At 61.5% G+C, this 12557-nt stretch carries 7 protein-coding genes; 6 read left to right on the top strand and 1 reads right to left on the bottom strand.

Annotated features, from left to right (window positions below; translation table 11 throughout):
• Positions 1–5: 5 nt before the first annotated feature.
• Together GJU48_RS18340 and argR are read left to right on the top strand one after the other, a co-directional pair.
• Positions 6–770, top strand: coding sequence for an ABC transporter ATP-binding protein (locus tag GJU48_RS18340; RefSeq protein WP_003214336.1), 765 nt, complete (start codon positions 6–8; stop codon positions 768–770).
• A 247-nt stretch (positions 771–1017) separates the two neighbouring features.
• On the top strand, positions 1018–1998 hold the full coding sequence (gene argR / locus GJU48_RS18335) for a transcriptional regulator ArgR (RefSeq protein WP_094950490.1): 981 nt from the start codon (positions 1018–1020) through the stop codon (positions 1996–1998).
• Here the strand turns inward: argR and GJU48_RS18330 are convergent, their stop codons facing one another.
• Entirely contained in the window at positions 1999–7044 is a 5046-nt protein-coding gene (locus GJU48_RS18330; protein WP_094950491.1) for a dermonecrotic toxin domain-containing protein, read from the bottom strand. It abuts the gene before it with no gap.
• Positions 7045–7349: 305 nt separating this feature from the next.
• Here GJU48_RS18330 and GJU48_RS18325 point away from each other — a divergent pair, with 305 nt between their 5' ends.
• From GJU48_RS18325 to astD, 4 genes are all read left to right on the top strand, one after another.
• Positions 7350–8570: an aspartate aminotransferase family protein gene (locus tag GJU48_RS18325; protein WP_094950492.1), complete on the top strand. Its 1221-nt coding sequence runs from the start codon at positions 7350–7352 to the stop codon at positions 8568–8570.
• A 257-nt stretch (positions 8571–8827) separates the two neighbouring features.
• On the top strand, positions 8828–9847 hold the full coding sequence (aruF, locus tag GJU48_RS18320) for an arginine/ornithine succinyltransferase subunit alpha (protein ID WP_094950494.1): 1020 nt from the start codon (positions 8828–8830) through the stop codon (positions 9845–9847).
• Between the two features lie 48 nt (positions 9848–9895).
• A complete protein-coding gene (gene astA / locus GJU48_RS18315) occupies positions 9896–10921 on the top strand; it encodes an arginine N-succinyltransferase (protein WP_094950495.1) in 1026 nt (341 codons plus the stop codon).
• Positions 10918–12387: a succinylglutamate-semialdehyde dehydrogenase gene (astD, locus tag GJU48_RS18310; protein ID WP_176462923.1), complete on the top strand. Its 1470-nt coding sequence runs from the start codon at positions 10918–10920 to the stop codon at positions 12385–12387. The genes astA and astD overlap by 4 nt, the downstream gene beginning before the upstream one ends.
• The last annotated feature ends 170 nt before the right edge of the window (positions 12388–12557 follow it).

Below are 12557 nucleotides of genomic sequence, written 5' to 3'. Positions count from 1 at the left end.
ACCGCATGTACAAACTTGAAGTCCAAGACCTGCATAAACGCTATGGCAGTCATGAAGTGCTCAAAGGTGTGTCCTTGGCCGCCGCGGCCGGTGATGTGATCAGCATCATCGGTTCCAGTGGTTCGGGCAAAAGTACCTTTTTGCGCTGCATCAACCTGCTCGAGCAACCCCACGCCGGCAAGATTTTGCTCAACAACGAAGAGCTGAAACTGGTGGCCAACAAGGACGGCGCCATGAAGGCCGCCGACCCCAAGCAACTGCAACGCATGCGTTCGCGCCTGTCGATGGTGTTCCAGCATTTCAACCTGTGGTCGCACATGACTGCGTTGGAAAACGTGATGGAAGCGCCGGTGCACGTGTTGGGCATGTCGAAGAAAGACGCGCGAGAGAAGGCCGAGCACTACTTGGCCAAAGTCGGCGTGGGCCATCGTAAGGATGCGTTCCCCGGCCACATGTCCGGCGGCGAGCAGCAGCGCGTGGCGATTGCCCGTGCGCTTGCGATGGAGCCTGAGGTAATGCTGTTCGACGAACCGACCTCGGCGCTCGACCCGGAGCTGGTTGGCGAAGTGCTCAAGGTCATGCAGGACCTGGCCCAGGAAGGCCGCACCATGGTGGTGGTGACCCACGAAATGGGCTTTGCTCGTGAAGTGTCCAACCAACTGGTGTTCTTGCACAAAGGCATCGTCGAAGAACGTGGCAACCCGCGCGAAGTGCTGGTGAACCCGCAATCGGAGCGGTTGCAGCAGTTTCTGTCCGGCAGCCTGAAATAATCAAGACTGCTTTTGTGCACCGAGTTAGTGCATGCTTGGCAGCTCGGAAGTTGACTTCGGTCCCTGTGGGAGCTGGCTTGCCTGCGATAGCGGTGTATCAGTAACCGATGTGCCAACTGCCCCACCGCCATCGCAGGCAAGCCAGCTCGCACATTTTGATCTTCATTAGCTTTAGAGATTTGTGTTGGTTTCCGGGCTAGCATTGGCCTTTGTCTTCATTACCGTTCTTCGCTTCGGATAGCATTCCATGACCGCCCACAAAATTGGTTTCCTGATTTGGCCCAGCACAAAAGCCCTGACGCTTGCGCTGGCTGAGGAGGCCTTGCGCGTTGCTCAGCGGGTGCATCCGGACGTGGTCTACGAGTTGTCGTTTCTGCTCGCAGAGCCTGCCATTGAAGGCGCCTGGCAATTGCCGGGCGAGCCGTGGGCCGGCAAGCTTGAAGGCTTCCAGAAACTCTTCCTGCTCGCGGACGAACCGCCCACCGTCATCGCCTCCCAGCTAAGCACTGCGCTCAAGCAGCTTGTGCGGGCAGGTTGCGTGATCGGCGGCTTGTCGGCCGGGGTGTATCCGCTGGCTCAGTTGGGCTTGCTCGACGGCTACCGCGCCGCCGTGCACTGGCGCTGGCAGGATGACTTTGCCGAGCGTTTCCCCAAGGTTATCGCCACCAGCCATCTGTTCGACTGGGACCGTGATCGCCTGACCGCCTGTGGCGGCATGTCGGTACTTGACCTGTTGCTGGCGGTATTGGCCCGTGACCACGGTGCTGAGCTGGCCGGCGCGGTGTCCGAAGAGCTGGTGGTGGAGCGCATCCGCGAAGGCGGCGAACGCCAGCGTATCCCGCTGCAAAATCGCCTGGGTTCCAGCCATCCAAAGCTGACCCAGGCGGTTCTGTTGATGGAAGCCAACATCGAAGAGCCGCTGACCACCGACGAAATCGCCCAGCACGTGTGCGTGTCGCGACGACAGCTTGAACGGATCTTCAAGCAATACCTCAACCGCGTTCCCAGCCAGTATTACCTGGAACTGCGCCTGAACAAGGCGCGCCAGATGCTCATGCAAACCAGCAAGTCGATCATCCAGATCGGCCTGTCGTGTGGCTTCTCTTCGGGGCCGCACTTCTCCAGCGCCTACCGCAACTTCTTCGGCGCCACCCCACGTGAAGACCGCAACCAGCGACGCAGCAGCAGCCCCTTCGAGCTGTCGTCAGTGCCTTCCGAGCGCGGCTGATTACTCCTCCATCGGCGTCGGGCCCACGAACACCAAGGGCACGCCTTGATCATCCACTGTGGCGGCCTCTACCTGAAAATCGATGCCGGTGCGCAGGTAGTGTTGCCTCAGATACTGCAGGCTTTGCGGTGACAGCGGGTTGCCGCTGAAATCGCTGTCCTCGCCATAGGCCGCTGTCGATTCCAGCAGGTCGGCCGGAATGTCGCTGATCAAATTGTCGCTCAGGTCCACCGTTTCCAGTTCCTGAAGACTGAACAGGCCGTGAGGTACCGCGCTGATCCCGCTATTGCGTAGATGAAGCGCCTTCAATTCATGCAGTTTGCTGACGTCAGGTGCCATGCCCAGTGGGTTATTGCTCAGGCTGATGTACTCAAGCTGGGTCATGTCGCTGAGCATATTGATGTCTGGCGCGGTCAACGTGACCCGGCTGTCTTCAAGGTTCAGGATGGACAGCCTCGGCAGGTGCGCGAGTGTTTGCGGCAGCTTGCCGAGCATGCATTGGTTGAGGGTCAGTGTTTCCAGGTGAGGGAAGCATCTGAGCGTGCCATCAACCCCGTTGGTGACGCCGCTGCCGTTGATTTCGAGGTTGGTGACATGCTCGAACCTTGCGCTCAGTTCAGGCAGCGGGCCCAGGGTCGATGTTTCAATGGCCACTGAATGGGTGAATTCACTGTCCAGGCTTTCTTGGTCCTCCTCACTTTCGCGACGCCAAGCGTCTTCAAGCAAGGTCTTGAAGTTCTGGCGTGCCAGTTGCTCCAGCGCGGCAGTCTGTTCGTCAAGCGGGATGCCTAGGGTGGGATGGCGCGCGGGGATGTTCAGGGCCCATTGCTGAAGGTCGGTGCCCAGTTGCGCGTATTCGGCTTCAAGGCGCGTGAGTGTCGGGGCGACGGCGTCCATGTCGCCGGGCATACGAAAGATGAACCGGTCCGCTTCAGTCTCCAGAAAGGTCGGGTACAGGTTCATGACCCTGGCACGCTCCGCGCTGGGCGCCTGGGCGGCGAAAAACGCGCCCTGGTTTTGGCAGTAGGCCTTGACCCGCTGCAGGGTGGTCCGAGTGAGTGGGTTACCGGACAGGTCGAACTTTTGGGCGGTCTCGGGCGTCACGCTGAACAGGCTCTGGGGTAGCTCGGCGATTTGGTTGTCGCTCAGCAAGATGGCCTGCAACTGCGGGTGATCCAATACGCCATTGGGCAGGCGGTCGATGTCGGTGGACGACAGGTCCAACAGGCTCAGGTTGGGCATGGCCTGCACATCGGGTACCAGGCCCAGCGGATTGTTGTGCAGGTCCAGCGCGTGCAGGCCGGTCATGGCGTTCAATCGGGCCTGGCTTTGCCCGGTGAGGGTAATGTTGCAGTCGCTCAGGATCAGGCTGTTCAGATCGGGCCGCGTGCTGATGTAGGGCGGCAAGTCTTCCAGCGCAATCGAGCGCAGTTCCAAGTGGCGAAGCCAGGGAAAACGCTGCAAAAACCCTTCGATTCCTTGCAGGTGGGGGCCGCCGATCACGGACAACAGTGACACATGCTTCAAGGTTGAGCCGGGGTCCGGCAGGTCGGTTAAGCCCGGGGCATTGAGCCTCAGGGTATAACCATTGGGCGAGCCATCCGTAAAGTACTGGTCGCGCGGGGTTTCCTGACGCCAGCACTCTTCCAGTTGTGCGGCTATCAGGTGGCGGGTCCTTTGCTCGTAATCCCGTCGCTGAGGCGTCATTGCAAGCTGGGTTTCGGGGTCGATAGCGGGGATGGCTTGCTGCCAGGTTTGCAGGTTTTGGCGCAATACCTGGCGCTCCGCGCGTAGGAGGGCGAGCTCATTGCTGGCGCCGCCTGGTTGCGCTTGCATGTGTTCGAGTGCGTTCTGTATTTGCGCATCGTCAAGCGTGGGAAACAGATCGCGTACCTGCGCAAGCAGCGACGGCGGTCCATCAGCGTGCTCAGCCAGGACCGGGTAGCCCTCCATGCCGCCCAGCAGCTTCATGATGCCCGGGTCGTAAGTCGGTTTGCGAAGGGGGTCTGCACTGAGCAGTTCGCGCAATTGATTGCGTGCCAGGGCGTGTTCTCGAATACGCCGGCGCAGGCGTACGCCTTGATCAATGCCCAGTTGAAGGGTTTGGCGTTGCGCCTCGGGCAGTGCGCCGAGGATCGCCGAGTAAAGATCGGTGGGCTTGGTGAGTGCGCCGTTGTCGTCAGGCCATGTGTATTCGCCGGTTTCGCTGCGTACCAACGTGCGCACGATCGGCGCCTGGGCAGTGCCGACCTGATCGCGCAGCAGGCCGTTGGCCGAATAGTCCCTGACCTGAAGGCGCACCTGCGCAGGCCATCCCGGCAGTTGGGGCAGCGAATGCAGGGCCAGGCGCTCGGTGTCCCAGGTGGCCGCGCCAAAGTGCAAGCCTTCGTAGGCGCGGCAAACGCGTACTTCGGCCCACGCATCGCGTGCCGACTGGTTCAGGCGTTGGGGCGTGCGTTGGTTGTCCAGTTCTGCCAGCTCCTCGGCTGTGGCGTGGTCCAGCAGTTTTTCCGCGACGCTGGCCGGCAGCCCAGGGGCGGCATCCATCAGGCGCTGTGCCCTTGGATTACGGGTGGCTTGCAGGGGCGCGTAGTGTGATTCGAACAACGACATGCGCTTTTCTTGGGCAATCGCCGCAAGTTTTTTTCGCAAGTGGGTGGCGCGTGTGTCCAGGCTCAGGCGCGAATCACCCACGTCTGCGCCAAACGCTTGAGCGGCATCTTGCGGGGGCAGTTGGGTGAGTATCGCCTTGAGCAGATCGCCATTGTTCAAATGGCTTTCGAGGATCCGGATGGAGGGCAGTTGGTTGTCGCCAAACGTCCAGGCGGTTTGCCCTTGGGCGTCGATAAATTGCAAGCTGCGGGTTTGCGGCCAATAGCCCTGGCCGGTCAATAACTGCAGGTTGGCCTGTGGGTCGACCTTGCCGTACACCTGCGGGTCATCGCTGTTGAGCTGGTCGATCTGGGTTTGAAGCGCGCGGTCGACGCGCAAGCGGTCCAGGGTATCAATCAGCAGGGCCGGGGGCTTTTCACTGTTGACGTGCATCTTGCGTAGCGCCGCTTCGTCGACACCGCTGATGTTCAGCGCCACCGTCTGGTCAGCCTCGCTGATGCCTTCCACGCTGTGCCCCAAGCGCCGCAAAAGGGTTTGTCGGCCCCATTGCAGCGGTTGTTCCAGCTCCGTGTGCCAGGCGCCATGGCCGTTGTGACGCACGTGCGGGCGGTAGGCGTGAGGGCGCGAAGGATGCGCGATGCGCTGGGTGTTGGACGCGGGGTCTGTTTCCACGTTGTAGACCTTGTTGTCCAGTTTCAGCAGGTTTGCGCGCGGGTGTTGGAACAGCCCCGATGGGTCGCGGTAGCTGCCCTGCGGCACGCTGATCGGTTGTTCGTAAGCGCTGAGGTCGGGTTTCCAGTAGAGGGTGCGGCCGTTGGCGAGTTTTACCGGCTTGAAGCGGTCGATGAAGTCGATGACGCTCTGGGGCAGGACCTTGCGAAACTCGGCGATGGCAATCGTACCGCCCACGGCGAAACCACCCAGTTGCACCAAGGCGTCGACCGCCCCCAGCAGGTGCCCGACGGCCTCACTGTGCACGCCTTCGCTCCAGTCGATGATCCCTTCGAACACCTCATCCAGCAATTGGTAGGCCATATAGCCGAGCATCAATTCGCCGGCAAACGGCACGAAGGGCGCAATGATCAAGGCAGCGGCTTGCAGGATTGAGGAGGCGACGTTGACGAATGAATCCCAGAGTACCCAACGGGCATTGCGGTCCACGGTTGCCGTGGCGACGGCGGTGGTGCGGCCGTCGTTGAGGATCTGATTGAGTGTGCGCTGGTATTGATGTCGCTCCAGCCCGCCGCTGCGGGGTGTGGCGACAAAGCGCACGCGTGGGTTGTCTGTGGGCGCTTCATACCAGGTCGGCAAGCTGCTGCCGTGTACATGGGGGTGCCAGGTGACTTTGGCCAGCAGTTGGCCCAGGTTGGCGAAAAAATGCCCGCGTTGGTCATGGGCGACAAACCGGCTGAAAAACCGTTGGTAGCCTTCATCGCGCAACTGGCGCACCAGCTCTTTTTGCATCGCCTGGGAGGAGGCATATTCCTTGATCGGGTGCTTGGGGTCGCCGGGCACATAGGCGACCACCCGCGCCGCCGAACGGCTGGTCTCAAGGTCAGGCGCAAACACGATGATGCCGGGCAGGTCGGCGCCCATCAGGCTCAGGTCGTGATAGCGCAGTGCCTGGCCGTCGAGGCGCATGCCGGCCAGGCCGTCGAGCAGGCCTTGGATCAAGCGAAAATAGTCCAGCTGGATGTCGCCGGTGATCAAGGCCCAGTGCAGTGCGGCTTGCAGCTCGGCCTTGTGGCTGTTCTCAACCTTCAGGCGCAAGGCGGCTTCGGCGACCGGTTCGTTCAAGCCCAGTTGCTCTCGCAGGTAGCTCGCATACAGCGCGCCGATGTCGAGGTCGCGGCACAGCTGGGTAAAGGCGTGGATCGACAGCCCCTTTTTGATGGCTGGCAAGGTGTCGAAGTGGCCCCTGGCGTCGGGGCGGGTGATGAAGGTCGACACCGCTTCATAGGCGTCTGCCTGGGTTTCCTTGGCTTCAAAGTTGTGCAGCACGGCCTCCAGCAGTGACACGGTCCAGGTGCGCGCGGCTCCCGAGTGGATCGGCAGACCAGGCAGTGTTTGCGGGACATAGAGGCGCAAGAAGGTATTTTTGACGTCCAGGTCCAGGCCGAACTGCGTCTTGAGGGCCAGGGTGAGGATCGGTTCGGCAAAGTCTTGGGCATTGAGCACGTTGGCCAGGGCGTGTTCGACGGTGTTTTGGGCGCTCCAGTGGGCGGTGGCCAAGCGCTTGAGTTCGCCCAGGTTGTCGGGGCTGGCGCTGCGCACCGATTGAGGCAGGCGCACAACACTGTTGCCCAAGGCTTGGCGGCGGCGCAGGGAGGTTTCGCCGAGCCAGCGCGGTAGCGCGTTTTTCAGCGGGGCGTAGTGGTTGTCGGGCTGGTTCGGGGGCGCGGCTTGCAGCGTTTGTTCAGTAGCGTCGGGCATGGTGCCAATCCTTGAGCGTGATGAAAGGGCTCCAGTTAATCGGCGCACGACCCTTTCGGGGCGCTACAGGTTTATCGCAATCGACAGGGGTTGATCTGATCCCGGCGCGTTGTGCCGAAACATCCGCCGCTGGTTTACACTGCGCCATTGCGACGCAATATGTCGCATTGCCGTAAACCCGCGTAAAACCGGGGTTGGCGCTATAAGAAGTTGTCGCTTGGCGACAAGGTGGCGCTGAAAACTGTCCTTACAATCCCTGCATCGCCCGCCAGTTCCAGGCAGGCGTTCCTCTTCAGGAGACTCCGATGTCCGTTGAGCAAGCCCCGGTGCAACGTGCCGATTTCGACCAGGTCATGGTTCCCAACTATGCACCTGCCGCCTTTATCCCCGTGCGTGGCGCAGGTTCGCGCGTCTGGGACCAGGCCGGCCGCGAGCTGATCGACTTTGCCGGCGGCATCGCGGTTAACGTATTGGGCCACGCGCACCCGGCGCTGGTCGGTGCGCTGACCGAGCAGGCCAACAAGCTGTGGCACGTTTCCAACGTCTTCACCAATGAGCCGGCCCTGCGCCTGGCACATAAGCTGATCGACGCCACCTTTGCCGAGCGCGTGTTCTTCTGCAACTCCGGCGCCGAAGCCAACGAGGCCGCGTTCAAGCTGGCTCGTCGTGTGGCGTTCGACCGTTTCGGTACTGAGAAGTACGAGATCATCGCCGCGCTGAACAGTTTCCACGGTCGTACCCTGTTCACCGTCAACGTCGGTGGCCAGTCGAAGTACTCCGACGGTTTCGGGCCTAAAATCACCGGCATTACGCACGTTCCTTACAACGACCTGGACGCGCTGAAAGCCGCCGTGTCTGACAAGACCTGCGCCGTGGTGCTGGAACCGATTCAGGGCGAAGGCGGCGTGCTGCCGGCCGAGCTGGCTTACCTGCAAGGTGCCCGCGAGCTGTGCGACGCCAACAACGCGCTGTTGGTGTTCGACGAAGTGCAAACCGGCATGGGCCGCAGCGGCCACCTGTTCGCTTACCAGCACTACGGCGTGGTGCCGGACATCCTCACCAGCGCCAAGAGCCTGGGCGGCGGTTTCCCGATTGCCGCCATGCTCACCCGTGAAGACCTGGCCAAGCACTTGGTGGTCGGCACCCACGGCACCACCTACGGCGGTAACCCGCTCGCGTGCGCGGTGGCAGAAGCGGTGATCGACGTGATCAATACCCCAGAAGTGCTGGCCGGCGTGAATGCCAAGCACGACCTGTTCAAGGCGCGCCTGGAACAGATCGGCGAGAAGTACGGCATCTTCACCCAAGTGCGCGGCATGGGCCTGCTGATTGGTTGCGTGCTCAGCGATGCGTTCAAAGGCAAGGCCAAGGACGTGTTCAACGCGGCCGAGAAAGAAAACCTGATGATCCTGCAAGCCGGCCCCGACGTGGTGCGTTTCGCCCCGAGCCTGGTGGTGGAAGAGGCGGACATTCAGGAAGGCCTGGACCGTTTTGAACGTGCTGTGAAGACGTTGACGCAAGCCTGATTGACCGTTCGGCGCCTGAGTGATCGGGCGTCGAGCAAAAATTCTATATGCCGGACCGAATCAAATGTGGGCGCCAATTTCTGTGGAAGCTGGCTTGCCTGCGATGCAGACAACTCGGTGCATTTGTTAAACCGAGTTGATGCTATCGCAGGCAAGCCAGCGCCCACAAAAGACTCCCCACATTGGATCTGTGTGAGCCCAGATCCTGTGTCCGGCATTTTTCCCTCTGTGAGTTTTTCGAGTTAAGGAGTGACACCATGCTGGTGATGCGCCCCGCGCAAATGGCTGATCTGGGCGAGGTACAGCGTCTGGCTGCGGACAGCCCGATTGGTGTCACCTCCTTGCCGGATGATGTGGAACGCCTAAGCGACAAGATCTCCGCCAGCGAAGCGTCCTTCGCGGCCGAGGTCAGTTTCAACGGTGAAGAAAGTTATTTCTTCGTGCTCGAAGACACCTCAACCGGCAAGCTCGTCGGCTGCTCGGCCATTGTGGCCTCGGCCGGTTACTCGGAGCCGTTCTACAGCTTTCGTAACGAAACCTTCGTGCACGCCTCCCGCGAGCTGAAGATCCACAACAAGATCCACGTGCTTTCCCAGTGCCACGACCTCACCGGCAACAGCCTGCTCACCAGCTTCTATGTGGAGCCTGCGCTGGTCGGTTCGCCGTGGTCGGAACTCAACTCCCGTGGCCGCCTGTTGTTCGTCGCCAGCCACCCCGAGCGCTTTGCCGACTCGGTGGTGACCGAGATTGTTGGCTACAGCGACGAGAACGGTGATTCGCCGTTCTGGGACGCCATCGGCCGCAATTTCTTCGACCTCAACTACGCCGCCGCCGAACGGCTGTGCGGGCTGAAAAGCCGCACGTTCCTCGCCGAACTGATGCCGCATTACCCGATCTACGTGCCGCTGCTGCCGGACGAAGCCCAGGAAGCCATGGGCCAGGTGCACCCGCGTGCGCAGATCACCTTCGACATCCTGATGCGTGAAGGTTTTGAAACTGATCATTACATCGACATCTTCGACGGCGGCCCAACGCTGCATGCACGGGTCTCGGGCATTCGCTCGATTGCCCAGAGCCGCGTGGTGCCGGTGAAGATCGGCGAGATGGTCAAGGGGGCCGGCCGTCAGTACCTGGTGAGCAATGCGCAGTTGCAGGATTACCGCGCGGTGATGCTGGACCTGGACTACGCACCCGGCAAACCGGTGACGTTGGACCTGGAAACGGCCGAAGCCCTGGGTGTTGGCGAAGGTGCCAGTGTGCGCCTGGTTGCTGTTTAAAAAAGAGTTTCGCGGGTGGCTGCAAAGCGGCCCGTTTGAGGAGATAGCATGATCGTTCGTCCCGTACGCAGCAGCGATTTACCGGCCCTGATTGATCTGGCGCGCAGCACCGGCACCGGCCTCACCACCTTGCCGGCCAACGAAGAGCGCCTGACCCACCGAGTGGGCTGGGCCGAGAAAACCTTTCGCGGCGAAGCCGGGCGCGGCGATGCCGACTACCTGTTCGTGCTGGAAAACGACGAAGGCCGTGTGGTGGGTATTTCTGCCATTGCCGGTGCCGTCGGCCTGCGCGAGCCTTGGTACAACTTCCGGGTCGGGCTGACCGTCAGCGCCTCCCAGGAGCTGAATATCTACCGCGAGATTCCGACGCTGTTTTTGGCCAACGACCTCACCGGTAATTCCGAGCTGTGCTCGCTGTTCCTGCACGCCGATTACCGCAACGGCCTCAATGGCCGCATGCTGGCCAAGGCGCGCATGTTGTTTATCGCGGAATTCCCGCAGCTGTTCGGCAACAAGATCATTGCCGAGATGCGCGGCGTGTCCAACGAGGCCGGGCGTTCGCCGTTCTGGGAAAGCCTGGGCCGGCACTTCTTCAAGATGGAATTCAGCCAGGCCGACTACCTCACCGGTGTGGGCAACAAGGCCTTTATCGCCGAGCTGATGCCCAAGTTTCCGCTGTACAGCTGCTTCCTGTCTGAGGACGCGCGCAATGTGATCGGCAAGGTGCACCCGGATACCGAGCCGGCGCTGAGCATGCTCAAGAGCGAAGGGTTCAGCTACCAGGGCTATGTCGATATTTTCGACGCTGGCCCGGCGGTGGAGTGTGAGACCAGTAAAATCCGTGCGGTGCGCGACAGCCAGTCGCTGGTGTTGGCCATCGGCACGCCGGGGGACGACGCCACGCCGTTCCTGATTCATAACCGCAAGCGCGAGGAGTGCCGCATCACGGCCGCTCCGGCCCGGCTGGCGGCAGGCACCTTGGTGGTCGATCAGCAGACCGCCAAACGCCTGCAACTGGTGGTGGGTGATCAAGTGCGTGCTGTTGCGTTGTCTGCTGCTCGGGAGTCGAAATAATGAATTCGCTGTATATCGCAGGTAGCTGGCTGGCTGGCCAGGGTGAACTGTTTGAATCGCGCAACCCCGTCACCCAGCACGTGCTGTGGGCCGGCAATGGCGCCACTGCCGAACAGGTCGAGTCGGCGGTGCAGGCCGCGCGCCAAGCGTTCCCCGGCTGGGCCCGGCGCCCGCTGGAAGAGCGCATCAGCGTGCTGGAAACCTTCGCCGCCACGCTGAAAAGCCGCGCCGATGAAATCGCCCGCTGCATCGGTGAAGAAACCGGCAAGCCGCTGTGGGAGTCGGCCACCGAAGTCACCAGCATGGCCAACAAGATCGCGATCTCGGTGCAAAGCTACCGCGAACGTACCGGCGAGAAGAGCGGCCCGCTGGGCGACGCCACTGCCGTGTTGCGCCACAAGCCCCACGGTGTGGTGGCGGTGTTCGGCCCTTACAACTTCCCGGGCCACTTGCCGAACGGGCATATCGTCCCGGCGTTGCTGGCGGGCAATACCGTGCTGTTCAAGCCGAGCGAGCTGACCCCTAAAGTCGCCGAGCTGACCGTGCAGTGCTGGATCGAAGCCGGTTTGCCGGCGGGCGTGTTGAACCTGCTGCAAGGCGCGCGCGAAACCGGTATCGCCCTGGCGGCCAACCCAGGTATCGACGGGTTGTTCTTTACTGGTTCCAGCCGCACCGGCAATCACTTGCACCAACAATTCTCCGGGCGCCCGGACAAGATCCTTGCGCTGGAAATGGGCGGCAACAACCCACTGGTGGTCGACGAAGTGGCCGACGTGGATGCGGCGGTCTACACCATCATCCAGTCAGCGTTCATTTCTGCCGGCCAGCGTTGCACCTGTGCGCGTCGCTTGCTGGTGCCGGAAGGCGCCTGGGGCGATGCGTTGCTGGCGCGCCTGGTGGCGGTGAGCGCGACGATTGCAGTCGGTGCGTTCGACCAGCAGCCGGCGCCGTTCATGGGCTCGGTGATTTCCCTCGGTGCGGCGAAAGCCTTGATGGACGCCCAGCAATTGATGTTGGCCAATGGCGCCGTGGCGCTGCTGGAAATGACCCAGCCCCAGGATCAGGCCGCGTTGCTGACCCCAGGCATTATCGATGTGACCGGCGTGACCGAGCGCGAAGATGAAGAGCTGTTCGGCCCGCTGTTGCAGGTCATCCGCTACGCTGACTTTGCTGCGGCCATCGCTGAGGCCAACAACACCCAGTACGGTTTGGCCGCGGGTTTGTTGTCCGATTCCGAATCGCGCTACCAGCAGTTCTGGCTGGAAAGCCGCGCCGGGATCGTCAATTGGAACAAACAACTGACCGGCGCCGCCAGTACTGCGCCGTTCGGTGGGGTAGGGGCCTCGGGCAACCACCGCGCCAGTGCTTATTACGCGGCGGATTATTGCGCGTACCCGGTGGCCTCGCTTGAGACCCCGAGCTTGGTGGTCCCAGCAACGCTGACCCCAGGTATAACGCTGAAGTGAAGGTGACACTGATCTAATGTGGGAGCTGGCGTGCCTGCGATGGCATCACCTCGGTCCAGTTGAAAGACCGAGTCGTCTGCATCGCAGGCAAGCCAGCTCCCCCACTTGATCGGGTTACAGATAGAGATCTGCACTAGATGCCTATAAAAACAGATGTTCGTGGAGCCTCG

This window comes from Pseudomonas sp. IB20 (assembly GCF_009707325.1).
Classification (GTDB): Bacteria; Pseudomonadota; Gammaproteobacteria; order Pseudomonadales; family Pseudomonadaceae; genus Aquipseudomonas.
The sequence above is the reverse complement of the archived record's forward strand: the minus strand, read 5'-3'. Positions and strand labels throughout refer to the sequence as shown.

Bases quoted from the DNA above. Each gene is read 5' to 3' on its own strand.
- GJU48_RS18340 (WP_003214336.1), top strand. From the start codon at position 6: ATGTACAAACTTGAAGTCCAAGACCTGCATAAACGCTATGGCAGTCAT.
- argR (WP_094950490.1), top strand. From the start codon at position 1,018: ATGACCGCCCACAAAATTGGTTTCCTGATTTGGCCCAGCACAAAAGCC.
- GJU48_RS18330 (WP_094950491.1), bottom strand. From the start codon at position 7,044: ATGCCCGACGCTACTGAACAAACGCTGCAAGCCGCGCCCCCGAACCAG.
- GJU48_RS18325 (WP_094950492.1), top strand. From the start codon at position 7,350: ATGTCCGTTGAGCAAGCCCCGGTGCAACGTGCCGATTTCGACCAGGTC.
- aruF (WP_094950494.1), top strand. From the start codon at position 8,828: ATGCTGGTGATGCGCCCCGCGCAAATGGCTGATCTGGGCGAGGTACAG.
- astA (WP_094950495.1), top strand. From the start codon at position 9,896: ATGATCGTTCGTCCCGTACGCAGCAGCGATTTACCGGCCCTGATTGAT.